The organism is Stutzerimonas kunmingensis, assembly GCF_014764705.1.
Taxonomy (GTDB): Bacteria; Pseudomonadota; Gammaproteobacteria; order Pseudomonadales; family Pseudomonadaceae; genus Stutzerimonas.
Genome location: NZ_JACXXG010000015.1, coordinates 25,483 through 50,600 on the forward strand (window position 1 = coordinate 25,483; position 25,118 = coordinate 50,600).

22 protein-coding genes and 1 pseudogene are annotated in these 25,118 nt (G+C 62.5%); 8 read left to right on the forward strand and 15 right to left on the reverse strand.

Annotation, left to right across the window (positions count from 1 at the left end; all coding sequences use genetic code 11):
- Positions 1-47 precede the first annotated feature (47 nt).
- The gene (locus tag IEG05_RS13095; protein ID WP_191122192.1) at positions 48-3,332 is read left to right on the forward strand and encodes a DUF6701 domain-containing protein; all 3,285 of its coding nucleotides are present in this window, start codon (positions 48-50) and stop codon (positions 3,330-3,332) included.
- Between the two features lie 211 nt (positions 3,333-3,543).
- Here the strand turns inward: IEG05_RS13095 and IEG05_RS13100 are convergent.
- The 9 genes and pseudogenes from IEG05_RS13100 to IEG05_RS13140 form a co-directional block, all read right to left on the reverse strand.
- Positions 3,544-3,732: pseudogene (locus tag IEG05_RS13100) on the reverse strand (transposase domain-containing protein); the annotation flags it as partial.
- Between the two features lie 346 nt (positions 3,733-4,078).
- Positions 4,079-4,480 (reverse strand): META domain-containing protein, encoded by a 402-nt coding sequence (locus IEG05_RS13105; protein ID WP_045666418.1) that lies wholly within the window; start codon positions 4,478-4,480, stop codon positions 4,079-4,081.
- Positions 4,477-4,917 (reverse strand): hypothetical protein, encoded by a 441-nt coding sequence (locus IEG05_RS13110; RefSeq protein WP_191122193.1) that lies wholly within the window; start codon positions 4,915-4,917, stop codon positions 4,477-4,479. The genes IEG05_RS13105 and IEG05_RS13110 overlap by 4 nt, the downstream gene beginning before the upstream one ends.
- 96 nt (positions 4,918-5,013) lie before the next feature.
- Positions 5,014-5,820: a dienelactone hydrolase family protein gene (locus IEG05_RS13115; RefSeq protein WP_191122194.1), complete on the reverse strand. Its 807-nt coding sequence runs from the start codon at positions 5,818-5,820 to the stop codon at positions 5,014-5,016.
- Positions 5,821-5,986: 166 nt separating this feature from the next.
- A complete protein-coding gene (locus IEG05_RS13120; protein ID WP_023444303.1) occupies positions 5,987-6,688 on the reverse strand; it encodes an ABC transporter ATP-binding protein in 702 nt (233 codons plus the stop codon).
- A 2-nt stretch (positions 6,689-6,690) separates the two neighbouring features.
- Complete coding sequence (livG, locus tag IEG05_RS13125; protein ID WP_023444302.1) at positions 6,691-7,458, reverse strand: high-affinity branched-chain amino acid ABC transporter ATP-binding protein LivG; 768 nt, start codon at positions 7,456-7,458, stop codon at positions 6,691-6,693.
- Positions 7,455-8,711, reverse strand: coding sequence for a high-affinity branched-chain amino acid ABC transporter permease LivM (locus IEG05_RS13130; protein ID WP_023444301.1), 1,257 nt, complete (start codon positions 8,709-8,711; stop codon positions 7,455-7,457). The genes livG and IEG05_RS13130 overlap by 4 nt, the downstream gene beginning before the upstream one ends.
- Complete coding sequence (gene livH / locus IEG05_RS13135; protein WP_003299167.1) at positions 8,708-9,631, reverse strand: high-affinity branched-chain amino acid ABC transporter permease LivH; 924 nt, start codon at positions 9,629-9,631, stop codon at positions 8,708-8,710. Before livH ends, IEG05_RS13130 begins: the two co-directional genes overlap by 4 nt.
- Before the next feature lie 257 nt (positions 9,632-9,888).
- Positions 9,889-11,007, reverse strand: coding sequence for a branched-chain amino acid ABC transporter substrate-binding protein (locus tag IEG05_RS13140; RefSeq protein ID WP_041013239.1), 1,119 nt, complete (start codon positions 11,005-11,007; stop codon positions 9,889-9,891).
- A gap of 199 nt (positions 11,008-11,206) precedes the next feature.
- On the opposite strand from IEG05_RS13140, the gene IEG05_RS13145 reads away from it, so the two are divergent.
- On the forward strand, positions 11,207-11,524 hold the full coding sequence (locus IEG05_RS13145; protein ID WP_014821206.1) for a DUF2288 domain-containing protein: 318 nt from the start codon (positions 11,207-11,209) through the stop codon (positions 11,522-11,524).
- A 23-nt stretch (positions 11,525-11,547) separates the two neighbouring features.
- Here IEG05_RS13145 and phnE read toward each other — a convergent pair whose 3' ends face one another.
- From phnE to IEG05_RS13165, 4 genes are read right to left on the reverse strand one after another with little or no spacing between them, the layout of a single operon-like run.
- A complete protein-coding gene (gene phnE, locus IEG05_RS13150; RefSeq protein WP_191122195.1) occupies positions 11,548-12,315 on the reverse strand; it encodes a phosphonate ABC transporter, permease protein PhnE in 768 nt (255 codons plus the stop codon).
- The gene (locus tag IEG05_RS13155) at positions 12,312-13,145 is read right to left on the reverse strand and encodes a PhnE/PtxC family ABC transporter permease (RefSeq protein WP_191122196.1); all 834 of its coding nucleotides are present in this window, start codon (positions 13,143-13,145) and stop codon (positions 12,312-12,314) included. Before IEG05_RS13155 ends, phnE begins: the two co-directional genes overlap by 4 nt.
- Positions 13,139-13,993 carry a phosphonate ABC transporter ATP-binding protein gene (locus tag IEG05_RS13160; protein ID WP_191122197.1) on the reverse strand — a complete coding sequence of 285 codons (855 nt, stop codon included), beginning with the start codon at positions 13,991-13,993 and terminating at the stop codon, positions 13,139-13,141. Before IEG05_RS13160 ends, IEG05_RS13155 begins: the two co-directional genes overlap by 7 nt.
- A gap of 19 nt (positions 13,994-14,012) precedes the next feature.
- A complete protein-coding gene (locus IEG05_RS13165) occupies positions 14,013-14,864 on the reverse strand; it encodes a putative selenate ABC transporter substrate-binding protein (RefSeq protein WP_044315067.1) in 852 nt (283 codons plus the stop codon).
- Between the two features lie 225 nt (positions 14,865-15,089).
- Between IEG05_RS13165 and IEG05_RS13170 the strand changes: the two genes are divergently transcribed.
- On the forward strand, positions 15,090-15,287 hold the full coding sequence (locus tag IEG05_RS13170) for a hypothetical protein (protein ID WP_023444482.1): 198 nt from the start codon (positions 15,090-15,092) through the stop codon (positions 15,285-15,287).
- An 85-nt stretch (positions 15,288-15,372) separates the two neighbouring features.
- Here the strand turns inward: IEG05_RS13170 and IEG05_RS13175 are convergent, their stop codons facing one another.
- On the reverse strand, positions 15,373-16,185 hold the full coding sequence (locus tag IEG05_RS13175; protein WP_046621997.1) for an undecaprenyl-diphosphate phosphatase: 813 nt from the start codon (positions 16,183-16,185) through the stop codon (positions 15,373-15,375).
- A gap of 281 nt (positions 16,186-16,466) precedes the next feature.
- On the opposite strand from IEG05_RS13175, the gene IEG05_RS13180 reads away from it, so the two are divergent.
- The 5 genes from IEG05_RS13180 (at position 16,467) to IEG05_RS13200 (ending at position 22,049) form a co-directional block, all read left to right on the forward strand.
- Complete coding sequence (locus IEG05_RS13180) at positions 16,467-17,354, forward strand: NAD(P)-dependent oxidoreductase (RefSeq protein WP_046621995.1); 888 nt, start codon at positions 16,467-16,469, stop codon at positions 17,352-17,354.
- A complete protein-coding gene (locus IEG05_RS13185) occupies positions 17,351-18,133 on the forward strand; it encodes a hydroxypyruvate isomerase family protein (protein ID WP_046621994.1) in 783 nt (260 codons plus the stop codon). Before IEG05_RS13180 ends, IEG05_RS13185 begins: the two co-directional genes overlap by 4 nt.
- A 120-nt stretch (positions 18,134-18,253) precedes the next feature.
- Positions 18,254-19,600: a spinster family MFS transporter gene (locus IEG05_RS13190; RefSeq protein ID WP_023444478.1), complete on the forward strand. Its 1,347-nt coding sequence runs from the start codon at positions 18,254-18,256 to the stop codon at positions 19,598-19,600.
- A 158-nt stretch (positions 19,601-19,758) separates the two neighbouring features.
- Positions 19,759-21,024, forward strand: a complete 1,266-nt coding sequence (locus IEG05_RS13195) for an Hsp70 family protein (RefSeq protein ID WP_046620652.1) — start codon at positions 19,759-19,761, stop codon at positions 21,022-21,024.
- Positions 21,025-21,140: 116 nt separating this feature from the next.
- Entirely contained in the window at positions 21,141-22,049 is a 909-nt protein-coding gene (locus tag IEG05_RS13200; protein WP_046620655.1) for a CHAD domain-containing protein, read from the forward strand.
- Positions 22,050-22,196: 147 nt separating this feature from the next.
- Here IEG05_RS13200 and rapA read toward each other — a convergent pair whose 3' ends face one another.
- A complete protein-coding gene (gene rapA, locus IEG05_RS13205) occupies positions 22,197-25,046 on the reverse strand; it encodes an RNA polymerase-associated protein RapA (protein WP_046620658.1) in 2,850 nt (949 codons plus the stop codon).
- Positions 25,047-25,118 lie beyond the last annotated feature (72 nt).

Sequence of the window (25,118 nt, forward strand, 5' to 3'; positions counted from 1 at the left end):
GTAATCTTTTTAAGTAATAATGAAATGCTATCGTGATGGACTGTCTGTTGAGTATTTCGGTGCATGATTATTTGAAAGCTATCGCAGGATTTTTAAAAAAGGCCGATTTTTATTCGGTGCGCCAAGGGGGGAGTATGCAGAGGAGCTACAGATTTGGTGTATGGATTGCCCCGTTGGTGGCGCTGCTTTTTTGTATGTCAGCACAGGCGGCTACCTATATATTAAATGGCGTAGATCGCCCAGCTCTCTGTAATGGTAATATGGGTTCATGGAGTGGTAATACCTATGTTTGTGGCTGGGGGCAGCCATTTAGGGTGGAAGGTGGCGATGAGGTCTTAACAACGCTTCCGCAAATGAAAATCCTGTCCTATAGCGGTTTCAATCTGGTGAATTCTACTGTTGGTGGGGCCGGGAGGCTGATTGATCTGGAGGCTCAAGGAAGTAGTGTTACTAGGCTGAGTGGATCTACCTTGTATGGCTCTATAGTCGGGCAAAGTAATAATGTTGATTTGCTGACTGGTACGACGGTTAATGGTTCTGTTTCTGTAACCGGGACGTTTAAATCTGATGCCTCTACGGTTGCTGGTAATGTTAGTGCAAATAATGGAATTACTGCTGTTAATACAGTTTTCCAAGGGAACCTGACGGCGACATCTGGTGGTGTTAATTTGGTTGGCGGCGAGGTGACTAACAATGTTTTGGTTACCTCAACAACCATAGTTGCAGATGGCACGGTTTTTAAAGGGTCGCTGACGAATACCGCTGGACCTATCAATCTCAAGAATGGCAGCGTAGCCGGTTTGGTAAAGACAAATTGTTGCACTATTACCACTAGTGGCACGGATCTCTCAGCCGGCGCTCAAGCTAATTCTGGAATAACAATTGAAGGAGGTGTGATTGCGGGAAGCTTGGTAATTGCCAGCCAGAATGGCACGTTGGTAAATAATAATATTGTCATAAAAGATGCTGTCATGGTTTCTGGTGACATTAATGCATTTAATATCCAGATATCTAATAGTCAGATTGGTTCCCCGCAGGAATCAATCCAGGTGATCGCGCGAGGGAATTACCTTAATTTGACAGATAATACTGTTGTGTATGGTCATGTTGAAGTGGCTAACACCTATGGAAAGATTAATATAGAGCCGGGAAGTAGAGTCGTAGGGACTTGCCTCGCAGACACTACACGCAATCCAAACGTTAATAATAATGTAAATGGCGAGTGTGGTGGTGCTGGGAACGACACTGTTCATCATTATGAGTTTAATTACGCTGCGCAAGCACTAACCTGCAGCTCGCTGAGTGTGACGATCAGAGCCTGCGTAGATGCTGCCTGCTCTTCAACTGTATCTGCGCCATCGACACTTACGTTAAGCCCAAGCAGCGGCTGGGCTAGTAGCCCTATCACTTTCACCGGTACTACCACAACCACGCTAGTGGTGCGGTCACCCGGCGAGGTTACGCTAGGCATCAGTTCTGCTTCGCCTGCGGCCAGCAATGGCCTAGTGTGCAGTACCAGCGGTTGCAAGGCGAGGTTTCATGACAGCGGCTTTTTGGTCAGCATACCGAACATGATCTCGTCCCGTCCGCAGAGCGCCACTATCGCAGCGGTGCGCAAGGACGATACGAGTCAGGCATGTGTACCTGCTTTTGCCAATGTCACACGTACGCTCAGTTTCACTACCAGCTACCAGAACCCTTCGACCGGCACCCGCAGCATCACCGTCAATGGCTCAAGCTCGGCGGCTCCGCTTTCGTTCAATAGCAACGGCGTCGCTTCGGTGACGGTGAACTACGACGATGCTGGCCAGGTGGCGCTCAACGTCAGCTACAGCGGTAGCGGCGGCAACTCCGATCAGGGCCTGAGCATGCTCGGCAGCGGCTCGTTCATCGCCAAGCCTTACGGCCTGTGCATCACACCAGATACCAACACTTGCAGCGTGGCCGGTGTGAGCAGCAATTGCACGGTGCTGGCCTCTGCCGGCGATCCGGTCCCGATTCGCGTCAAGGCGGTTGGTTGGCAAGGCACCACCGTCAACGGAGTACAGACAGGCGAAGTGCTCGACGGCGAGGCTCTATGCAGGGGAAATGTCGTTACTCCCAATTTCCAGTTATCGAATATCGGTCTAAGCCTTTCGCTGGTGGAGCCATCGGAAGGGGTCGTTGGATCCAATACTTTGCCGTCGAGTTATACCCATGTACTGGGTGAGCAAACCACTCTCAATGGTGATGATGGGGTGTCTTTCTCCGAAGTTGGGGTGTTCCGCATCACCGCCAAGACCAGTACCGAATACATGGGCATGGGGCATGTTGGCGGCGACGGCACTATGTCTGGCAGCAATGCCAACGACCAGAACCGGAGCCGCCTGATCGGTCGCATTGTGCCTGCCTATCTGGATGTCACGCCGAACACACCGTTGCTGCAGCCCAACTGTGTAACCGATTCGGAGACCCAGACTGGGTTCAGCTACCAAGGGGCGGCCATCAGCTTCGCCATTGCGCCCATGCTCAGCATTACTGGCAAAAACCGCGCAAATGGGACTACCACGAACTATGACCGTGGAGACTTCTGGCGCTGGCAATCGAGTAACTTCACTCATACACCGGAGTTCGGTAGCAACGATGACAACTTACACGATGACGCGCGGTTGAGCGGCAACCCAAACTTCACAGTGGATACGAACGATCTGCAATTGGGCGACGGTACTCGAGACGTGACTATCAGGGAGCAGGCGCTGACTTATGTGCGAAACCTTTATGCCCCATTGGCTAGCGACGCCGCCTTCCGCCCTTACTTGGCATTGCGCTTCCCTCTTACTGACCAAGATGGCGTCTGCTACAAGTCAGCCGATACATCGGCTGCTGCGGTCTGCGAGCCATATGTGTTGGATAATCTCAGCTTCCCTGAAGCCAACAGTCAGATTCGTCTAGGTCGCGCTGTTTTGGAGAACGCCAACGGTTCCGAACTTGCGCCGCTTGGCCTGCCGTTGGTGATCGAGAGCTGGCAGGGTAGCTATTTCGCCAAGACCTCCGACGACAGCTGTACTGTGTTTCCTGGAGAGTCGGAACCGGAGCTGAGCAACTACACCGATAATTTGAATGCTGGGGAAACCACAGCCTCAATGAAGGGTGTGGGTGCCAATCGGTTCGTTGAGTTGACGGCACCGGGATTGGGCAATGAGGGGAGCGTTCGGGTTACGCCGATGGTGCCGGAGCTTTTAAGGTACGACTGGGACGGTTCCGGTAGCTTCCAGAACCCCAGCGGCCTCGCCACCTTCGGCATCTATAAAGGGGCCAAACCCCTGATTTTTCGCCGTGAGATCTATCGATGAGAGACATGTGCAATGTGAGCTTTATGGGGGGAAAGGTTTGCTGTTGGTTCGTTGTAGTGGGCTGCGCCATCTGGTCAAGGGAAATGCGAGAGGCAAAGATCGGCCGATTCTATTGAAAAAAACTGTCGCGATTTTACCCACGAAAGAGCGTGCATAACGTTGAATCTAGTTTGCTCAGAAAGCGGAGCTGCCTTGGTTTTACGTAGCACACCAATTTGGGATCGCTGGGCAGACGCCGCCGCCGGTTGGAGGCCTGGGCGGACAGGTCCAGCGCGGACGCGACCCACTCGATTGGAATGTTCTGAGTGAAGGTGCTCAGATCGGCGAAGTTGAACAGTTCACCCAAGTCGAGCAGTTGCTGTTGGAGAGAGATAAAAATCCGATGCCAGAAGCCTGGCATCGGATTTTCGGGGAAGCCCCGCTGGGGCTCAAATGCTTAAGTGAACAGCATTACGCTCAATGAGCGGCCTTTTGTCCGGTGTAAAAGAGGGGAATCCCAGGCCTGCCTGTACCAGGGTCCCCGAAACTGGTTGACTCAGTCTATGCACTGGATGTGCCAGTTTCGTGAAGATCGGTAGGCGGCTTTTGCTAGGACTTGGTCGCAGGTGCTGAGCGCCGAAATTTGTGGGGCGGCGGGGTCCAGGCGTTGTTTCAGGAACGCCTTAGGGAAGGGCCGGCAGATGCTCGCTAGGCGATCTCGCGTAAAAGCAGTGCGCATGCCTTGTTGCATGCGCACATTTGGCGCGCTATTCCTGTTCCGGCCAGAGCCGTAGCGGGGTGCCCTGGGCGGGCCAAAGGCGCAGTTGGTCGATGTTGGAGACATCCCAGCGCTCGACGCGATTGAGCAGATCGAGGAAGTGGTGCTCCTGCTCCATGATTTCCTCCGCGCACATCTTGCGTGTGCTGCCCAGGTTGCTGAAGCGGATCTGCTGGCCATCACGCTCGTAACTGCCGAACCAGTGGTTGCAGCCCGCGTTGCCGTACGCGCGGCCTTCGCTCAGCGTGAGCGAGACGGGCGTGCGGCCGATCACGGCTTCATCGCCGATCCATTCGGCGATGTAGGTGACGTCGCGTTGCAGCTCGAGTTGCTCGGTGGCACAGCCTGTGAGTCCGAGGGCTGCGATGAGTGGCAGGATTCGTGAAGTCATGCCGGTTGCTCCTTCTGGCAGCTGGGGCAGCGGTGCTGGTCGTTCTGACCGGACCAGCCCAGTTCGGTGATGCGCGCCTGGGCGGCGGGCTTGCGTGCGGCCTCGCCGAGCTTGGCGTCCACGGCGAACTCGAAGTCCAGCTGTTTGCCGCAGCTGTCGCAGGCGACCTGCCAGTTGAGGATTTCCAGTTCGCGGAACACCGGTCCGCTGGCCACGGCCATCCATTGCCCCGGTGGGTTGATCAGGTGGCGGACCTTCTCCACTGTCAGGCGCTGGGAAAGGTCGCGGCTACCCTTGAGCGTGACGATCAGTACATCGCCGCTGCGAATCGAGCCGCCATTGCCGGTTACCTGATAGCGGCCCGGCGCCAGCGCACGGCATTCGGTGAGGGTGTGGGCGGGGTTGAGCAGGGTGTAGCGGAAATCGTGTTCGGCCATGACTCGTGATCGACGGTGAGTTGTGCGCGCAATGCTAGCACGCGCCCCGGCGGCAGGCGTGCCGCCGGGACGAATCACGGTCGAGAAGCGAGCCGATCACTGCGCCCGGGCGGTCGCCAACGTGCCAAAGGTGTCTTCGAAGAAGCGCTGCATATCACGCCAGGAACGTTCGTCCGCGGCTTTCTGATAGGCGACATCCAGGCCGTTCTTCTGGTGGGCGTCGGCGCCCGGATTGGTGAAACCGTGCTTGGCGCCGGGCAGGCTGACGAACTGGTAGTCGGCACCGGCCTTGACCATCTCGACGTTCAGCGCGGCGATGTCGTCGGTGCTGATCATGCTGTCCTCGCTGCCATGTTCGACCAGCACACGCGCCTTGACGCTGCCGGGCGCGGCGCGGGTTTCGGTGGCCAGCGCGCCGTGGAAGCTGACCACGCCTTCCAGCGGCACACCCTGGCGCGCCATGTCCAGGACCACCTTGCCGCCGAAGCAGTAGCCCACCGCGCCCAGTTTGGCGGTATCGGTCTGGGCCTGTTCCTTGAGCAGATCGAGGCCGGCATTGAAGCGGCCCTTGGCAGCATCGGCGTCCTTCAGCGCGGCCTGCATGAAGCTCATGGCATCTTTCGGGTGATCGGTGTTCTTGCCTTCGCCGTACATGTCGATGGCCAATGCGCTGTAGCCCAGCTCGGCGAGGTCGCGAGCGCGCTGCTTGGCATAGTCGTTCAGCCCCCACCATTCGTGTACCACGACGATGCCGGGGCGCTTGCCTTCGATGGCGTCGTCATAGGCGTAGTAGCCGATCATCTCGGTGCCATCGGCAGCGGTGTAGGGGATTTCCTGCGTCTGAATCTCGGCATTCGCAGTGACGCTGGCAACCATGAGCAGGCCGAACAGGCAGTGGCGCATCGTGGGATCTCCTTGGTGATCGTTATGTTGGCGAAGGGGGTTCGAAGAAGGATAGCGGTTCTTCGACTGCACGCGCAGCGCCCGGGTTCGGCTGCGCGATGGACACGTATAAGACGAAAAAGCCCTGCCGGTTGGCAGGGCTTTTTCGTTGAGCGTGGTGGCGGCGTCAGCCGCCCAGGTAGGCGTCGCGCACTTTCGGATCGGTCAGCAGGTCCTCGCCGCTGCCCTGCATGACGATATGCCCGTTCTCCAGCACGTAACCGCGGTCGGCCAGCTTGAGCGCCTGGTTGGCGTTCTGCTCGACCAGAAACACCGTCACCCCATCCTCACGCAGCTGTTCGATGATCTCGAAAATCTGCTGGATGATGATCGGCGCCAAGCCCAGCGATGGCTCGTCGAGTAGCAGCAGCTTGGGTTTGCTCATCAGCGCGCGGGCGATGGCGAGCATCTGCTGTTCACCGCCGGACATGGTGCCACCGCGTTGCTGGTAGCGCTCCTTGAGCCGCGGGAACAGGCCGAGCACCTTGTCCAGTTGCTCCTGGAAGTCCGTCTTGCCGGTGAAAAAGCCGCCCATGGAGAGGTTTTCCTCAACCGTCAGGCGGGCGAAGATCCGCCGGCCTTCGGGCACCACGGCGATGGCCTTGCGCATGATGTCGCAGGTTTGCTGGCCGACCAGTTCCTCGCCCTGGAAGCGGATGCTGCCACTGGCCGCCTGCGGCGAGCCGCACAGGGTCATCAGCAGGGTCGACTTGCCGGCACCGTTGGCGCCGATCAGGGTGACGATCTCGCCCTGTTCGACCTGCACGTTGATGTCGTGCAGGGCCTGGATCTTGCCGTAGAAGGTCGAGACGTTTTCGAAAGTCAGCATGCTTACGCCTCCCCCAGATAGGCTTTGATCACGTCCGGATTGTTACGGACTTGCTCGGGTGAACCATTGGCCAGCGGGGTGCCCTGATTGATCACGTAGATGTGGTCGGAAATGCTCATGACCAGCTTCATGTCGTGCTCGATCAGCAGCACGGTGACCCCGTGTTTGTCGCGCAGCATGGCGATCAGGGCCTTGAGGTCCTCGGTTTCTCTGGGGTTCAGGCCGGCCGCCGGCTCGTCGAGCATGAGGATGCGCGGGCGCGTCATCATGCAGCGGGCGATTTCCAGACGGCGCTGCTGACCGTAGGCGAGGGTGCCCGCCGGTCGATTGGCGACATCGGTCAGATTGACCTGTTCCAGCCAGTGAGCAGCGAAGTCCATCGCCTCGCGCTCGCTCTTGCGAAACGCCGGCGTCTTGAACAAGCCGGCAAGGAAGCCGGTGTTCAGGTGACGGTGCTGGGCCACCAACAGGTTTTCCACGGCCGTCATGTCCTTGAACAGGCGGACGTTCTGGAACGTGCGCACCACGCCCTGACGAGCGATCTTGTGGCCAGGCAGGCCGTGGATCGGCGTGCCGTCGAGGAGGATTTCCCCCGCGGTCGGCTGATAGAAGCCGGTCAGGCAGTTGAACACCGTGGTCTTGCCGGCGCCGTTGGGGCCGATCATCGAAACCACTTGCTTGTCATGTACCGTCAGCCCCACCTCGTTGACCGCCAGCAGGCCGCCAAAACGCATCATCAGGCCGCGTACTTCTAGAATCGGGCGGCTCATTGCTTCAGCTCCAGGTGTGGGCGTTGCATCGGCAGCAGGCCTTGCGGACGCCAGATCATCATCAGCACCATCAGGGCGCCGAACATCAACATGCGGTATTCGCTGAATTCGCGCATCAGCTCAGGCAGCAGGATCATCACGATGGCGGCGAGGATCACGCCGAGCTGTGAGCCCATGCCACCCAGCACGACGATGGCGAGGATGATCGCCGACTCGATGAAGGTGAACGACTCCGGCGATACCAACCCCTGGCGTGCGGCGAAGAAGCTGCCGGCGAAACCGGCAAAGGTTGCACCGAGGGTGAAGGCCGAGAGCTTGATCACGGTGGGGTTCATGCCCAGCGCGCGGCAGGCGATCTCGTCTTCGCGCAAGGCTTCCCAGGCGCGGCCGATCGGCATGCGCAGCAGGCGGTTGATCACGAACAATGTCAGCAGCACCAGCAGCAAGGCGATCAGGTAGAGGAAGATCACCTTGTTCACCGAGTTATAGGCCACGCCGAAATACTCGTGGAACGTCTGCATGCCCTCGGCTGCGCGGCGGTCGAAGGACAGGCCGAACAGGGTCGGTTTGTCTATGCCGCTGATGCCGTTCGGGCCGCCGGTGAGGTCGGTCATGTTGCGCAGCAGGATGCGGATGATCTCGCCGAAGCCGAGAGTCACGATGGCCAGATAGTCACCGCGCAGGCGCAACACCGGGAAGCCCAGCAGGAAGCCGAACAGCGCCGCCATCGCGCCGGCGATGGGCAGTGCAGTCCAGAACCCGACCCCGTAATAGTGCGAGAGCAGCGCGTAGGTGTAGGCACCGACGGCGTAGAAACCGACGTAACCCAGGTCGAGCAGGCCGGCCAGGCCGACGACGATGTTCAGGCCGAGGCCGAGCATCACGTAGATCAGGATCAGCGTGGCGATGTCCACCGCGCCACGTGAGCCATAGAACGGCCACGCCAGCGCGACGAGGATCAGAGCGATGATGATCCAGCGTTGGGTCGAGGGCAGGGTAAGGAAGCTGCCTGCACCTGCGGGTACGCTCGGCAGGCTCGGGCTGGCGGCCCAGCCGGCGGCCAGGTGAGTACGGAACAGTTGCCAGACGAACATGGCTACCGCGCAGGCAGCAATGATCCAGAACGTACCGGCTTCGGCGCCATGCACTTCGACGCGAATGCCGACGGTGGTGAGCTTCAGGCCGAATACCGGTACCGCAACGGCGATGACCAGCAGGGCGCTGAAGAAGGCTGTACGGAGATTGCCGGTCATACCTTTTCCACCTCCGGGCGGCCGAGGATGCCGGTGGGGCGGAACAGCAGGACCAGCACCAGCAGGCTGAACGCCACGACGTCCTTGTACTGGTCGCCGAAGATGTCAGCACCGAAGGCCTCGGCCACACCAAGCACCAAGCCGCCGAGCATGGCGCCTGGAATGCTGCCAATGCCGCCGAGTACTGCAGCGGTGAATGCCTTGATGCCGGCGAGAAAGCCGATGTGCGGGTTGATCACGCCGTACTGCATGCTGATCAGCACAGCTGCGATGGCGGCCAGCGCAGCACCGATGACAAAGGTCAGGGCGATGATGCCGTTGGTGTTGATGCCCAGCAGGTTGGCCATCTTCAGGTCTTCTGCGCAGGCGCGGCAGGCGCGCCCCAGACGTGACCGCGAGATGAACATCGTCAGCCCGTACATGGCAACGAAGGTGACCACGAAGATCAGGATCTGCATGTACGAAATCACCACGCCATTCATGGTGCTTTCACCGAACACCAGATTGCCCGGCATCAGGTTGGGAATCGCCTTGTCCTTGGAGTCCTGAGCCAGCAGCACGACGTTCTGCAGGAAGATCGACATGCCGATGGCCGAGATCAGCGGAATCAGGCGATTACTGCCACGCAGCGGGCGGTAGGCGACCCGTTCGATGCTGTAACCGTAGGCGCTGGTGACGATGATGGCGGCGACGAACGCACCCATCATCAAGATAGGTAGCGCATCCAGGCCCATCATGGACAGGCCGACAATGGCGATGAAGGCGACATACGAGCCGATCATGTACACCTCGCCGTGGGCGAAGTTGATCATGCCGATGATGCCGTACACCATCGTGTAGCCGATGGCGATCAGCGCATAGGTGCTGCCAACGGTGAGCCCGTTGATCAGCTGTTGTAGGTAGTGGTAAAGCTCAGGCATCACTGCTCTCCCGAAGTCCCTGCAATTGCGTTTCGGTCTGCTGCGCTGCCCACGTCGAACGCACCGCACACCCTGGCGCGGCGCCACTGCGGTACGGTGCTGTGCGGATCACGCACTGCATCGGTTCGAGGTGGGCCTGCTGTTCAGGCCGCTCGTTGAATTACAGGTACGGCAGGGCGACCCGGGTGCTTTTGGCTGGGCCGCCTGCTTAAAACAAAGCCCACAAGCAAGTGTGGGCTTCGTCAGGCTGATGGAATTTACTTGGCTTCGGTCTTGGTGCCGTCCTGGTGCCATTCGTAGACGACAAAGTTGAAGTCCTTCAGGTCGCCCTTCTCGTCGAAGGAGAGCATGCCGGTCGGAGTGTCGAAGGTATTGCTGCGCAGCGCCTCGGCCACCTTGGCGGTGTCGGTGCTGCCGGCTTTCTCGATACCTTCGGCAATGACCTGCACGGCGGCGTAGGCGGGGAATACGAACGGGCCGCTCGGGTCCTGCTTCTTGGCCTTGAAGCCGTCTACCAGTTCCTTGTTGCGCGGGTCCTGATCGAACGACTTCGGCAGCGTCACGTACATGCCTTCGGAAGCCGGGCCAGCGATGGCGGAGATTTCCGAGTTGCCGACGCCTTCCGGACCCATGAAGCGCACGTTCAGGCCTTTTTCCTTGGACTGACGCAGCAGCAGACCCAGTTCCGGGTGGTAGCCGCCGTAATAGACGAAGTCGACGCCTTCACGCTTGAGCTTGGCGATCAGCGAGGAGAAGTCCTTGTCGCCGGCATTGATGCCTTCGAACAGGCCGACCTTGATGTTCTTGCTTTCCAGGGTCTGCTTGACGGCAGTGGCGATGCCTTCACCGTACTGCTGCTTGTCATGGATGACGGCGACGTTCTTCGGCTTGACGTGGTCGGCAATGAAGTTGCCGGCGGTCGGGCCCTGCAGGCTGTCGAGGCCGATGGTGCGGAAGATCAGCTCGTAACCGCGGGAGGTGATGTCTGGGCTGGTGGAAGCCGCGGTGATCATCAGGATGCCTTCGTCCTCATAGATGTCGGACGCCGGCTGAGTGGAGCTGGAGCAGAGGTGGCCGACAACGAACTGCACTTCGTCATTGACGATCTTGTTGGCCACCGCCACGGCCTGCTTCGGATCGCAGGCGTCGTCGTAGCGCACGCCTTCCAGTTGCTGGCCGTTCACCCCGCCGGCCTTGTTGATCTGCTCGATGGCCATTTCGGCCCCGATGAACTGCATGTCCCCGTACTGCGCCACCGGCCCGGTTACCGGCCCTGCCAATCCGATGCGGATCGTGTCGGCGGCCAGGGTGTAGCTGGCTGCGCCGGTCAGTGCCATTGCCAGAAAAATTTTCGAAAGACGCTGGTTGGTCTTCATAAGTGCTCCACTTGCATCGTTATTGTTTGAATCCTGCGGGCCGGAGTGCCGTTAAGAGGCGAACATCCCGAAACGCTCCGGCAACTGTACCGGCACAGTGTAGAAGTGTCTCCTCCGTTTGCACAGCCGGCAGATTCAACCGTTTGATGGGAATCGGGGCGCGGGTATCATTGCGCCCTTTTCGTATCTGGTGAGTCCCATGGCCGACGACGCAAGCACTCTTTATGCCAAGCTGTTGGGCGAAACCGCAGCGATTACCTGGGAAGAACTGCAGCCGTTCTTCGCTCGCGGAGCGCTGCTGCAGGTGGCTGGCGATGCTGATCTGGTCGAGGTGGCGCTGGCCGTCGCCGAGGACGATCAGACCAAGGTAGCGGCGTGGCTCCACGGCGGACAGCTGTCGAAGATGCAGCCCGAGCAGGCGCAGGACTGGCTGGAGCGTGACCCCGACCTCTGGGCCGTCGTGGTCGCACCCTGGGTGCTGGTGCAGGAGCGCGTCGGCAAACCTGCATTGCACTGAAATGGGGCGAGCTCAGGTTTAAGTCAGCCTCGCACCCAGCGCTGCCTGGCCCAGGCACTCAGGCTGTCGACCGCCAGTACCATCGCCAGCATGGCCAGGATCACCGTCGAGGCTTGGGCTTCCTGGAACAGGCTCAGGCTCATGTAGAGCATCTGGCCCAGGCCGCCGGCGCCAACGAAGCCGAGCACGCTGGCCATGCGAATATTGTTTTCCCAGCGGTACAGCGTGTAGGCCACCAGTTGCGGCCAGAGCGAGGGCAGCGTGCCGTAGCAGAATGCCGCGATGCGTCCGCTACCGGCCAGGCGAAGGGCGTCGGCGGGCTGCGGCGGGGTATTTTCCAGCGCTTCGGCGAACAGGCGCCCCAGCACGCCAGCCGTGTGCAGCGCCAGCGCCAGGGTGCCGGCGTTCGGCCCGAGCCCCGCTGCCAGCACCATCAGCGCGGCCCAAACCAATTCCGGAATCGCCCGTAGCGCATTGAGCAGCAGGCGCGATGCTGCCTGCGCCAGCAGACCGAAACGGCCAGCCGCGGGGAGTGCCAGCAACAAGCCGAACAGGGCTGCGAGCAATGTGCCGACGGCCGACATCGCCAGTGTTTCTAGCGTGCCGCGAGCGATCGCCTGCAGATGCGCGGGCGACAGGTCCGGCGCCATGAATCCCGAAGCGTAGGTGGCCATCTGCGCAAGGCCGTCTCGGCTGAGCAGCGCGGCGCTTTCCAGCTGCAGGAAGGCAAAGGCGGCCACCACGGCCGCGACGAGCCCGGTCGGAATCAGCAGGCGCAACAGCAGACTCATGCGAATCTCCAGCGCAGCATTCGGCTCAGCAGGTCGGCCAGCAGCACCAGCGCGAGGAACGTCAGCAACATGCTGGCGACTTCACCGCCGGCGAACATGCGCATCGACAGGTCCATCTGCTGGCCGAGCCCACCGGCGCCGACGAAACCCATCACCACCGAGGCGCGGATCGCGCATTCCCAGCGGTAGACGCTGTACGACAGCATCTCGCCCGTGGCCTGCGGCAGCACGCCGTAGAGGAAGGCCTGCAGCCGCGAGGCGCCGGCACCGAGCAGTGCGCGGGCGGGTAGCGGGTCGACCGACTCGAAGATCTCCGCGTAGACCTTGCCGAGCATGCCGGCGTAGGTGATGGCGATGGCCAGTACGCCGGCGGTCGGCCCCAGGCCTACGGCGCGGACGAACAACAGCGCCCAGACGATCTCCGGGATGCTGCGCAGCACGATCAGCAGTCCCCGTACCGGCCAGCGCAGCGCTTGCGCCCACCAGGCCGGGCGCCCACCACGGCTGAGCGCCGAGAGCGACAGCGCGCGGGTGGCAAGCAGGGCGCAGGGGAAGGCGACAGCCAGGGCCAGGGTCATGCCGGCAGTGGCGATCGCCAGGGTCTCCAATGTCGCCTGCCAGAGCAGGCCGAGGAATTCGCCACTGTGCTCCGGTGGCCAGAACGCTGAGAGAAACGTGCCCATGGTGTCGGCATTGCTGCCGTCGAACAGCACACCCAGGTCCAGCTCGCTCAGACTTACCCCTGGCCACAGCAGCGCCACGGCCAGCAGGGTCAACATCAGGCGTGGCGCGGCGGCAGGATCGTGTCGGACAGTTGCGGGGTTCAGCATCGCGGAATGTTCAGTGGCGGGGTCGCTGCAGCAGGTGGCGACGGGGCATGCTGAAGCTGCTCATTGGCATACAGCGCCGCCAGCTCGTCGGGGCCGATTTCGCCGGCAGGCTTGTCGAACAGGATGCGGCCGTCACGCACGCCGACGATTCGCGGAAAGTGTTCCAGTGCCAGCTCCACCGCGTGCAGGCTAGCCAGCAGCGTGGCGTTGCGACGTTGCGCCTCGCGGTTGAGCACGCCCAGCGTGTGACTGGCGAGCACCGGGTCCATGGCTGAGACGGGTTCGTCGGCGAGGATCAGCTCCGGCGCCTGGTAAAGCATGCGGGCGATTCCGACCCGCTGCAGCTGGCCGCCGGATAGCTGATCGCAGCGCATGTACAGCTTGTCGGCAAGGTCGAGCCGCCCGAGCGCCTCGGCAGCGCCCTGGCGGTCCAGGGGATAAAGCAGGCTGAGCAGGCTTTTGGGTAGCGACCAGTTGCCGAGACGCCCCGCCAGTACCGCCGTCACCACCCGCTGTCGCGGTGGTAGCGGCGGCGCCTGGTGGATCAGGCCGATCTGGCTGCGCAGGCGTTGGCGAGCTCCCGCCGAGAGCGTCCAGGGGCGCTTGCCGAGCAGCTCGAGATCGCCCTGATCTGGCTTGAGCGACGTGGCTAGCAGACGCAGCAGCGTGGTCTTGCCAGCCCCGGACGGGCCAATGATGGCGACCCGTTCACCCTGCGCAACCTGCAGGTCGAGCCCGCACAGTGCGATCTGGCCGCCAGCGTGGGTGTGGCCCACGCCGGCCAGCTTCAGCGCCGGCTCAGGCTGTGCAGCGAGGCCTGGCGCCGGCGGTGTCTGCAATGTGCTCATTGCTGATGCTTACGTGCCATCACTTGAGCAGGCCGGCGGCGCGCGCGGCTTCTTCGATTCCGGCGTAGTTCTCCGGCTTGGTCTCGATAAAGCGACTGGCGGCCTGCAGATCGAGAATCGCCTTATGCTCCGGGTTGGCCGGATCGAGGGCGAGGAAGGCAGCCTTGATCTTCTCGACCAGCGCCGGCTCGAGGTTGCCGCGCACGGTCCAGTTGTAGTCGTAATAAGGCGGAGTGGTGGAGATCACCCGGACCTTGTCGGTGTCGACCTTGCCGGCCGCGACCAGCTTGTCCCACACCGAGGCGTTGAGCACGCCGGCGTCGGCCTTGCCGGCCTCGACCCAGGCGGCGGTGGCATCGTGGGCGCCGGAGTAGGCGATGCGCTTGAAAAACTGTTCCGGCTGGATGCCGTCCTTCAGCATGAAGTAGCGCGGCATCAGGCTACCTGAGGTCGACGACACGGAGCCGAAGGCGAAGGTCTTGCCCTTCAGGTCGGCCAGCGACTTCACCTCAGGATCGGCGGTGATGAACTTGCTGGTGAACTGCTCGTCTTGCTCGCGCTGCACCAGAGGGATCGCATCGCCGGTCTTCAGGCGCGTCTGGACGAAGGTGAAACCGCCCAGCCAGGCGAGATCGAGGCGGTCGGAAGCCAGGGATTCGACCACGGCCGCATAGTCCGATACCGGGGTGAACTTCACCGGCATGCCCAGCTGCTGTTCCAGGTATTCGCCCAGCGGCTTGAACTTGCGAATCAGCTCGGTCGGGGCTTCGTCGGGGATAGCGGAAACCCGCAGGGTTTCAGCGGCGTGGGTAGTAGCAATAGACAGGGACAGGGCAAGGCCGGCGACGGCTGCCAGGGAGCGCTTCAGCATTGAGGGTTCTCCGGTTCAATAGCGGAAAAAGCGCGCGGATTATAGAGCGTGGTAGGCGTGTGGCGCCAAGGGAAAGCTGAACAGGGACGCTTGGAGCGCCTCTGGCGCATTTCCATTGCAGAAATATCGTGTAACACGACGAACTTTTTTCAGGCCCCAAACCTAAGTGATCTGTAGTGGCCGAATATGTGCAATGTGCCACCCCCGCAGGCAAAGGAAGCGAATGTGAAGTGCGATAAGAAGCGTCGGTCCACCATGGTCTGGGCAGATGGTCACTCGTTCAGAGAGGTAGCGCGAATTCAGGCGCAACCTGTTGGCAGCGCGGAAATACGCAGCGTGCCTTTGACCGAGAAGATGTTCACCGAGGCGCGTATCGCAGCTGTCCTGCTCGGCCCACTGCTGATCGACCTGCCTCAGGGCTGATAGGGCGACCTTGCTCTGGCCAGCGCCGCGGCAGTGCGAGGGATCGCAAGCCGCGGCAAGGCGTACAACGTATCAGCAGGTGCGCTCAGGCGCCGGTGAACAGTACCAGCAGCACCACACCGAGGATCAAGCGGTAGATCACGAACGGCAGCATGCCGACGCGCTCCAGCAACTTCAGGAAGATGTGGATGCACAGGTAGGCGCTCACCGCCGACAGCACCACACCCAGCCCCATCGCCGTCCAGTCAACCGCTACCCCGCCTTCCACCAGGTCGAGTGTGCTCAGCGCGCTGGCAAGCACGATCACCGGGATCGACAGCAGAAAGGAAAAGCGTGCTGCGCCGGAGCGCGACAGGCCCAGCAACAGCCCGGCGGTCATCGTCACGCCCGAGCGCGAGGTGCCGGGAATCAGCGCCAGCGCCTGGGCGCAACCGATCAGCAGGATGTCCTTCCAGTTCAGGCTGTGCTCGTCGCGCGGTTGCGGGATTCGCCGGCTGACCACGTCCGACCACCACAGAAGCAGACCGAAGCCGATGGTCGCCCAGGCGATCACCAGCGGCGAACGCAGCTGGACTTCGATGAAGTCCTTGAACAGCAGCCCGGCGATGCCGACCGGAATCGTTCCAAGGATCACCGCCCAGGCCAGCCGGCTGTCACCGACACGCTCGCGGCGGGCTAGAGATGCGAACCAGTCGCGCGTCATGCCGAAGACTTCCAGGCGGAAGTACCAGACCACTGCGGCCAGGGTGCCGAGGTGCACCGCCACGTCGAATGCCAGTCCCTGGTCGTCCCAACCCACCAGGTGCGGGAAGAGGATCAGATGAGCCGAGCTCGATACCGGCAAGAACTCGGTTAGTCCCTGCACGATGGCCAGGACGATGATCTGAATTAAATCCATTGCTTGTTTCCTGCGATGTCTTCTGATGCACGCGCGTTGCCAAGGGCAGGCGTGCGTTGAGCGGATGGGTCTGCGCGAGGCGATGCCCCGGGGCCTCCTTCAGAGGCGCTCGACGGCGGATCGTTCCGGTTGGTCGGGCAATTTGCTGGATCGGTCACAGTGGCATTGTGGCAGCAGTAAGGGAGCATTGAGCAGTTGAGGGGTAAGGGAGGTACATCGTTTGGCCGTTCCTGGCGGTGCGGCGCTAGAATCACGACCCTAGTTCGTCAAGGAGCCGCCTCATGTCCGACCTGCCAACCCTCGCTTTTGCCGGTATCGGCCTGATGGGCCTGCCGATGTGTCGACGCCTGCTGGCGGCGGGGTATCGCCTGGCGGTGTGGAATCGCTCGCCCGAGAAGTGCCAGCCGCTGGTAGAGCTGGGGGCCAGGGCGGTGGCGACGCCCGCCGAGCTCTGTGCCGAGGCCGACATTGTGCTGTTGTGTCTGGCCGACACCGCCGCTGTGCGCGAGGTGCTTTTCGGCAAGGGCGGCATCGCCGACGGTGGCAAGGCTGGCAAAGTGCTGGTCGATCACTCCAGCCTGGAGCCGACGGCAACCCGCGACATGGCCGCCGAGCTGGAATTTCGCAGTGGCATGCGCTGGGTGGATGCGCCGGTGTCCGGGGGGACCGCAGGAGCGGAGGCTGGCAGCCTGGTGATCATGGCTGGTGGTCGCGTCGAGGATGTCGAACGGGTGCGCCCGGTGCTGATGAACCTGGGGCAGCGTCTTACCCATATGGGCGAGGTCGGCGCCGGCCAGGTGACCAAGGTCTGCAACCAGATGATTGTCGCCTGCAATGCGCTGGTGATCGCCGAGGTGGTGGCTCTGGCCGAACGTGCCGGGGTCGATTCCAGTCTGCTGGCCCCGGCTCTGGCTGGAGGCTTCGCCGACTCCAAGCCGCTGCAGATCCTTGCGCCGCAGATGGCTGCGAGCGAGTTCGAACCGGTGAAATGGCATGTGCGCACCTTGCTCAAGGATCTGGACACTGCGGTGAAACTGTCCCGCGAGCAGGGTTCGGCAACGCCCTTGAGCGGGTTGGCGGCGCAGCTGATGCGCCTGCATGGCAGCCAGGGCAATCTGGAGCGTGATCCCGCCACGCTGGTGCAGGTGTACCGGGAGGGCGGCCAATGAAGATCGCCGCCAACCTGTCGCTGCTGTTCACCGAGCTGCCGCTCACCGAGCGCATTCTCGCCGCCCGCAGCGCCGGTTTCGATGGCGTGGAGATCCAGTTTCCTTATGAAGTCCCAGCCATTCGCCTGAAGGAGCAGCTCGAGCGTGCCGGCATGCCGCTGGTGCTGATCAATCTGCCCGCCGGCGATCTGCTGCAGGGCGGTCCTGGTCTGGCGGCAGTGCCGGACCGGCAGGAGGCATTCGACGCGGCTCTGCAGGAGGCGCTGACCTATGCGCTGATGGTTCGACCGGCCAGTGTCAACGTGCTGCCGGGCCGCCTCGCCGAGGGCGTCGACCGCGAGCTGGCGCTGGAGACGCTTGAGCACAACCTGTGGAAGACCGCCGACGCCTTCGACATGCTCGGCATCCGTGTGCTCTGCGAGGCGATCAACCCGCTCGACATGCCAGGCTTTCTGATCAACAGCGCGGCGGATCTGGAGGCTCTGCTGCAGCGCGTCGATCACCCCAACTGCCTGGCGCAACTGGATTTCTACCATATGGCACGCCAGGAGCTGGACCTGCCCAGCTGCATTACCCGGCTGGGCGAGCGCATCGGTCATGTGCAGTTCGCCGACTGCCCGGGCCGCGGCGCGCCTGGTAGTGGTGAGCTGGACTTCGGCGCAGCGCTGCAGGCCTTGCAGGCCAGCGGCTACCAGGGCTGGCTGAGCGCCGAATACAAACCGGGGGAGCAGGGCACCGAAGCCGACCTGGGCTGGCTGGCCGAGTGGCGCGGGCGCTGAGCCATCGCGGGGCATAAGCGAAGGTGATGTTCGGAGACAGGATCAGGCACAGACTCTAGAGTCATGGTCGAGTCCCGGCTGGTCTGCGGCCGGAATATAAGAACAATCGAGACCGACGTCATGCAGCCTTCCACCCAAGCATCCAACGCCTGGCGCGTGCTGTTTCTGCTCTTTCTGGCGAACCTGTTCAACTTTTTCGATCGCACCATACCGGCGATCATCGCCGAGCCGATCCGCCTGGAGTGGAGCCTCAACGATTTCCAGCTCGGCCTGATCGGCACCGCCTTCACCATCGTCTACGCCATTGCCGGGCTGCCCCTGGGGCGCATGGCGGACCTCGGTTCGCGGCGCAAGATCATGGGCTGGGGGCTCACCGCGTGGAGCGGCCTGACCGCGATTAACGGCCTGGCCTGGAACTTCTGGAGCTTCCTGCTGGTGCGCATGGGCATCGGCATCGGCGAGGCCAGTTACGCGCCCGCCGCCAACTCGCTGATCGGCGACCTGTTTCCGGCGCACAAGCGCTCCCGGGCCATGGGCATCTTCATGCTCGGCCTGCCGTTGGGCCTGTTGCTGGCGTTCTTCACCATCGGTTCCATGGTCGAGGCGTTCGGCAGCTGGCGCGCGCCCTTCTTCATCGCCGCGGTGCCCGGCCTGGTGCTGGCGCTGTTCATCTTTCTGATCAAGGAGCCCAAGCGCGGCGCGGCCGAGACCGTCAAGGTGTCCCAGGAGCCGGTGCAGCAGCCGATCCGCAAGGTGCTGTCGATTCGCACCTTCTGGTGGCTGGTGCTGGCCGGCCTGGCATTCAACTTCGCCACCTATGCCTGCAACGCCTTCATGGTGCCGTTGCTGATGCGTTATCACGGTGTCTCGCTGGTACAGGCGTCGGTCGCCACGGGCGTGATCGTCGGCTTGACCGGCCTGTTCGGGTTGACCCTGGGCGGCTGGGTCGCTGACCGTATCCACCAGCGCTACGCCCGTGGTCGCCTGATCTTCGCCGCTGTGAGCATGTTGATCGCGACCATCGCGACCGGCTATGCGCTGCTGGCCGGCCGCATCGAGGTCGGCATGTTCGTCGCGGTGTTCAGCATTGGCTGGCTGTTCTCCTACAACTTCTATACCTGCGTCTACACGGCGATTCAGGACGTGGTCGAACCACGCCTGCGGGCCACGGCCATGGCGCTGTTCTTCGCCGGCCTGTACCTGCTGGGCGGCGGCATGGGGACAGTAGTGGTGGGGCTGCTCTCGGACCACTTCGCCGAAGGGGCGATGCTGGCAGCGGGCGCCAGCGAGATGGCCGAGGCCTTCCGTGCCGAGGGTCTGCACGGGGCGATGTATCTGATACCGGCGTCGCTGCTGCTGACCATGCTGTTCCTGTTTCAGGCATCGCGGACCTTCTGCGCCGATGCCAAGCGCATGACTGCCGGGATGACGGCCGATGCGCCCGGCGCGGAGGCGGTGCCTGCCTGATACGTTTGCGTTATGGGGTTTGTGCCTGGACCAGCGATGGCCGGGCATTTTTTTTGTCTGGAGAAAGCCATCGAGGGGCTAACCGACGATAGGCCTGCATCGGCGGGCCGCCTCCTTTACACTGCGCGGCCGTTTTTTCAGTACCCGTGGAACACGCCATGCTCAACGCCTCATCCGCCCGCGCCTGCGGCATCGACTTCGGCACCTCGAATTCCACGGTTGGTTGGTGGCGCTCCGGCGTCGATCCGCTGATCGCGCTGGAAGGCGAGCAGCCGACCTTGCCGTCGGTGGTGTTCTTCAATCTCGAAGAGCGCCGGCCGGTCTACGGTCGCCAGGCGCTGAGCGAATATCTGGAGGGCTATGAAGGCCGCCTGATGCGTTCGCTCAAGAGCCTGCTCGGCTCCAAGCTGCTGAAAAGCGAAACCACCGTGCTCGGCAGCGCCATGCCGTTCAAGGAAATCCTCGGCCTGTTCCTCGGCACCCTCAAGCAGCGCGCCGAAACGGCTGCCGGCCGGCCATTCGAGGAAGTCGTGTTGGGGCGGCCGGTGTTTTTCGTCGATGACGACCCGCAGGCCGACCGCGAGGCATCGGACACATTGGCCGCTGCCGCCCGCAAGATCGGCTTCAAGGACGTGTCCTTCCAGTACGAGCCGATCGCTGCGGCCTTCGATTACGAGTCGCGTATCGAACGCGAAGAGCGCGTGCTGATCGTCGATATCGGCGGTGGTACCTCCGACTTCTCGCTGGTGCGGCTGTCGCCCGAGCGTCGGGACGTCGATGATCGACAGGCTGATATTCTCGCCACCGGCGGTGTGCACATCGGCGGTACCGACTTCGACAAGCAGCTCAGCCTAAGCGGGGTGATGCCGTTGTTCGGCTATGGCAGCCGGATGAAGAGCGATGCACCGATGCCGACCAGCACCCACCTCAACCTGGCCACCTGGCACACCATCAATGCGGTCTACGCGCCGGCCTCGCTACGGGCGTTGCAGAGCATGCGCTACGACATCGTCGACCCCACCGGTATCGACCGGCTGTTCCGCCTGATCGAGCAGCGCGCCGGACACTGGCTGGCGATGCAGGTGGAGCAGGGCAAGATCGAGCTGACCGAGGCGGAGCAGTTCGCCATCGACTTCCAGCGTATCGAGCCGCAACTGCAGGTCGAGCTGACCCGCCAGGGCTTCGAAGGCGCCATCGCCGCACTGCTTGACCGCATCGGTGGCAGCATCAATCAGCTGCTGGCGGATGCCGGCGTGCGCCATGATGAGGTCGATACGGTGTTCTTCACCGGTGGCTCGAGCGCCATTCCGGCACTGCGCGACAGCGTTGCCGGGCTGCTGCCCCGTGCACGGCACGTTGAAGGCAATCGCTTCGGGAGCATCGGCAGCGGATTGGCCATCGAGGCGCGCAAGCGCTACGGTTGAAATGGAATCCCGGCGTTGCTGACACAAATCTTCACATTGCTGGGATAACACCCGGCGTGGCGTGCGGGTCTCAATACGGATGCTCCAGCGGAGCGTGTCATTGAGGGATAACGCAAATGGCCTATCGAATACGCCCAGCGCGCAATGCTGCCAAAGAGGTGCGCAAGGCCGCGCTGGGGCGCATCAACAAGGCGATCCAGGCGCTCTGTGTCGAGCCGTCCGAGCGGGCCGAGGGCGTGCACCAGGCGCGCAAGCGCTTCAAGGAATTGCGCGCGTTGCTGCGGCTGGTGCGTGAACCGCTCGGTGCGCGTTTCAGTGTCGACAATCGTCGGCTGCGCGATGCCGGACGACGCCTGGCCGAGTCACGCGATGCCGCCGCCATGCTGGAAAGCTGGGACGCCCTGGCGCGCACCGATCAGCCACTGTTCGTCAGCGATGCGTTCCGCCAGATCCGTCTGCGCTTGCAGCAGCGCGCCGCGCCGGATGGTGAGGTGCATACCGGCTTCGATGTGGAAGTGACGCAGGTGCTGGGTGACCTGCGCGCACTGACTCGAGACGTGCAGCACTGGAAATTGCCGGGCAAAGGCTTCGGCTTACTCTCCGCGGGCTTTCGGCGAACCTATGCCGACGGTGTGCGGGATCTCGCACGTGCGCAAAAGGCGGACTCGGATGAGTTGCTTCACGAATGGCGCAAGCGGGTGAAGGACCACTGGTATCACTGCCAGCTGCTGTCTCCGTGCTGGCCTGATGCGCTGGAAAGTCGCGCGGAGCAGCTCAAGCAGGTCGCCGACGCGCTGGGTGACGAACACGACCTAGCGGTGATGACTGAGCTGATGCAGGGCGAGCCCGAGCTGTTCGGTACACCGGATACCCGTGAAGCGGTGCAGCGCTGTATCGAACAGCGACGGGCGCAATTGCAACAGCGCGCGCTGCGCCTGGGCCGCCGCTTGTATGCCGAACCGCCAAGGGCGCTGGCGGAGCGGGTCGGGGCGTACTGGCGTATCGCACGTAAGGAATCGGAATAATAGGAGCACGCCTCGACGAGGCCGCTCTCGGGGAAGCGCGGACCGCCTCGTTCAGGTCGGGAGCGAGGTGGTCCAACCGCTGGCGCGTTGACCTGAACGGATGGTTTGGACACCGCCTTCAGGACACACGGGCAAAGCGCTGCCGGCTCAGCCGGCGACCAGCACCCGTATTGCCTCCAATCGCAAGGCCGCCTTTTCCAGTGCTGCCAGGCCGTCTTCGCGCTGCTGACGCAGGGCTTCGATCTCGCTGTCGCGCACGCTCGGGTTGACTGCCTGCAGGGCTACCAGTCGCGCCAACTCCTCCTCCAGGCCGGCCTTGAGCTTGCGTTGTGCCTCGGCAACGCGCTCGCTGTGGCGCGGCGCGATCTTGGCTTCGGCGGCGGCGATCTGGGTGGCCAGCACGTCGCGCTGGGCCTGAACGAACTTGTTGGCGCTGGCCCGCGGCACGCTTTCCAGCTGATCGTTGAGCGTATCGAAGGCCACCTTCGAGGCCAGGTCGTTGCCGTTGCCGTCGAGCAGGCAGCGCAGCGCCAGCGGCGGCAAAAAGCGGCTCAGCTGCAGTGCACGCGGCGCCACCACTTCACTGACGAACAGCAACTCGAGCAGTACGGTGCCCGGCTTGAGCGCCTTGTTCTTGATCAGCGCGACCGCGGTGTTGCCCATGGAGCCGGACAGCACCAGGTCCATGCCGCCCTGCACCATGGGGTGTTCCCAGGTGAGGAACTGCATGTCTTCGCGGGCCAGGGCCTGTTCACGGTCGTAGGTGATGGTCACAGCTTCGTCATCGCCCAGCGGGAAGCTGGCATCCAGCATTTTCTCGCTGGGGCGCAGTACCAGGGCGTTTTCCGAGTGGTCTTCGCTGTCGATACCGAACGCGTCGAACAGCTGCTCCATATAGATCGGCAGGGCGAACTGGTCGTCCTGCTCCTCGATGGCTTCGACCAGCGCCTTGCCTTGTTCGCCGCCGCCGGAATTGAGTTCCAGCAGACGGTCGCGACCGCTGTGCAGTTCGGCTTCCAGACGCTCGCGCTCGGCGCGGGCCTCGTCGATCAGCAGCTGATAGGTGTCGTCGTCACCTTCTTCCAGCTGCCCCAGCAGACGCTGACCGAAGCGGTGCTGCAGGGCGTTGCCGGTCGGGCAGGTGTTGAGGAAGGCGTTCAGTGCCTGGTGATACCACTTGAACAGGCGTTCCTGCGGACTGGTTTCCAGATACGGCACGTGCAGCTGGATGGTGTGCTGCTGGCCGATGCGGTCGAGACGGCCGATGCGCTGCTCGAGAAGGTCCGGATGCGCTGGCAGATCGAACAGCACCAGATGGTGGCTGAACTGGAAGTTGCGGCCTTCACTGCCGATTTCCGAGCAGATCAGCACCTGCGCGCCGAACTCCTCGTCGGCGAAGTAGGCCGCGGCGCGGTCGCGCTCGAGGATGCTCATGCCCTCGTGGAACACAGTCGCCGGAATGCCGGAGCGCACGCGCAGCGCGTCTTCCAGATCCAGGGCGGTCTCAGCATGGGCGCAGATGACCAGCACCTTGTACTTCTTCAGCATCTTCAGCGTGTCGATCAGCCATTCCACGCGCGGATCGAACTGCCACCAGCGGTTGCTCGCCTCGCCGTCGTCCTGCTGGCTCTGGAAGGCGACCTCCGGATACAGCTCGGCATGCTCGCCCAGCGGCAGTTCGAGGTATTCGGCCGGGCAGGGCAGCGGATAGGGATGCAGCTGGCGCTCCGGGAAACCCTGCACGGCGGCACGGGTGTTGCGGAACAGCAGACGGCCGGTGCCGTGACGGTCGAGCAGCTCGCGGATCAGCCGGCTGCTGGCCTCGATGTCGCCATCGGTGGCGGCGGCCAGCAGGGCTTCGCCCTCGGCGCCGAGGAAATCGTGGATAGTCTGGTGTGCCTGCTGCGAGAGACGGCCCTCGTCGAGCAGCTCCTGCACGGCTTCGGCCACCGGCTGGTAGCTGGAGCTTTCGGCGCGGAAGGCATCGAGGTCATGGAAACGATTCGGATCGAGCAGACGCAGACGGGCGAAGTGGCTGTCCAGACCGAGCTGTTCCGGAGTTGCAGTCAGCAGCAGCACGCCGGGGATCACTTCGGCCAGCTGTTCGACCAGTTTGTATTCGGCGCTGGCACCTTCCGGGTGCCAGACCAGATGGTGCGCTTCGTCCACTACCAGCACGTCCCAGCCTGCGGCGAAGGCAGCGTCCTGGGCACGCTCGTCTTCCTTCAGCCATTCCAGCGATACCAGTGCCAGCTGGGTGTCTTCGAACGGGTTGCTGGCATCGCTCTCGATGAAGCGCTCGGCATCGAACAGTGCGACTTCCAGGTTGAAGCGGCGGCGCATCTCCACCAGCCACTGGTGCTGGAGGTTTTCCGGAACCAGGATCAGCACCCGGCTGGCGCGGCCTGAGAGCAGTTGGCGATGAATGATCAGGCCGGCTTCGATGGTCTTGCCCAGGCCCACTTCGTCGGCCAGCAGTACGCGGGGGGCGATGCGGTCAGCGACTTCCTTGGCGATGTGCAGCTGGTGCGCGATGGGCTGCGCACGCACGCCACCGAGGCCCCATAGCGAGGACTGCAGCTGGGCGCTCTGGTGCTGCAGGGTGTGGTAGCGCAGGCTGAACCAGGCGAGCGGGTCGATCTGCCCGGCGAAGAGGCGGTCGCTGGCCAGGCGGAACTGAATGAAGTTCGACAGCTGGGTTTCCGGCAGGGTGCGGGCTTCGTTCTGCGCGGTCAGGCCGTGGTAGACCAGCAGGCCGTCGACGTCGTCGACCTCGCGCACGGTCATCTTCCAGCCTTCGAAATGGGTGATCTCGTCACCGGGCACGAAGCGCACCCGCGTCAGTGGGGCGCTGCGTGTCGCGTACTGGCGCGTTTCGCCGGTCGCCGGATAGAGCACGGTGAGCATCCGTCCATCCTGGGTCAGGATGGTTCCGAGGCCGAGTTCTGCCTCGCTGTCGCTGATCCAGCGTTGCCCCGGTAGATACTGCTGCGCCATGCTGCCTCCCGCTGTGAAAAAGCCGGCTATCTTAACGGAACGTCGTCATCAGAGCGACGACCGATGGCGACT

What these genes read in the sequence shown, in the direction of transcription:
- IEG05_RS13105 (WP_045666418.1), bottom strand. Translation starts at nt 4,480, where the DNA reads ATGACTTCACGAATCCTGCCACTCATCGCAGCCCTCGGACTCACAGGC.
- IEG05_RS13110 (WP_191122193.1), bottom strand. Translation starts at nt 4,917, where the DNA reads ATGGCCGAACACGATTTCCGCTACACCCTGCTCAACCCCGCCCACACC.
- IEG05_RS13115 (WP_191122194.1), bottom strand. Translation starts at nt 5,820, where the DNA reads ATGCGCCACTGCCTGTTCGGCCTGCTCATGGTTGCCAGCGTCACTGCG.
- IEG05_RS13120 (WP_023444303.1), bottom strand. Translation starts at nt 6,688, where the DNA reads ATGCTGACTTTCGAAAACGTCTCGACCTTCTACGGCAAGATCCAGGCC.
- livG (WP_023444302.1), bottom strand. Translation starts at nt 7,458, where the DNA reads ATGAGCCGCCCGATTCTAGAAGTACGCGGCCTGATGATGCGTTTTGGC.
- IEG05_RS13130 (WP_023444301.1), bottom strand. Translation starts at nt 8,711, where the DNA reads ATGACCGGCAATCTCCGTACAGCCTTCTTCAGCGCCCTGCTGGTCATC.
- livH (WP_003299167.1), bottom strand. Translation starts at nt 9,631, where the DNA reads ATGCCTGAGCTTTACCACTACCTACAACAGCTGATCAACGGGCTCACC.
- IEG05_RS13140 (WP_041013239.1), bottom strand. Translation starts at nt 11,007, where the DNA reads ATGAAGACCAACCAGCGTCTTTCGAAAATTTTTCTGGCAATGGCACTG.
- IEG05_RS13145 (WP_014821206.1), top strand. Translation starts at nt 11,207, where the DNA reads ATGGCCGACGACGCAAGCACTCTTTATGCCAAGCTGTTGGGCGAAACC.
- phnE (WP_191122195.1), bottom strand. Translation starts at nt 12,315, where the DNA reads ATGAGTCTGCTGTTGCGCCTGCTGATTCCGACCGGGCTCGTCGCGGCC.
- IEG05_RS13155 (WP_191122196.1), bottom strand. Translation starts at nt 13,145, where the DNA reads ATGCTGAACCCCGCAACTGTCCGACACGATCCTGCCGCCGCGCCACGC.
- IEG05_RS13160 (WP_191122197.1), bottom strand. Translation starts at nt 13,993, where the DNA reads ATGAGCACATTGCAGACACCGCCGGCGCCAGGCCTCGCTGCACAGCCT.
- IEG05_RS13165 (WP_044315067.1), bottom strand. Translation starts at nt 14,864, where the DNA reads ATGCTGAAGCGCTCCCTGGCAGCCGTCGCCGGCCTTGCCCTGTCCCTG.
- IEG05_RS13175 (WP_046621997.1), bottom strand. Translation starts at nt 16,185, where the DNA reads ATGGATTTAATTCAGATCATCGTCCTGGCCATCGTGCAGGGACTAACC.
- IEG05_RS13180 (WP_046621995.1), top strand. Translation starts at nt 16,467, where the DNA reads ATGTCCGACCTGCCAACCCTCGCTTTTGCCGGTATCGGCCTGATGGGC.
- IEG05_RS13185 (WP_046621994.1), top strand. Translation starts at nt 17,351, where the DNA reads ATGAAGATCGCCGCCAACCTGTCGCTGCTGTTCACCGAGCTGCCGCTC.
- IEG05_RS13190 (WP_023444478.1), top strand. Translation starts at nt 18,254, where the DNA reads ATGCAGCCTTCCACCCAAGCATCCAACGCCTGGCGCGTGCTGTTTCTG.
- IEG05_RS13195 (WP_046620652.1), top strand. Translation starts at nt 19,759, where the DNA reads ATGCTCAACGCCTCATCCGCCCGCGCCTGCGGCATCGACTTCGGCACC.
- IEG05_RS13200 (WP_046620655.1), top strand. Translation starts at nt 21,141, where the DNA reads ATGGCCTATCGAATACGCCCAGCGCGCAATGCTGCCAAAGAGGTGCGC.
- rapA (WP_046620658.1), bottom strand. Translation starts at nt 25,046, where the DNA reads ATGGCGCAGCAGTATCTACCGGGGCAACGCTGGATCAGCGACAGCGAG.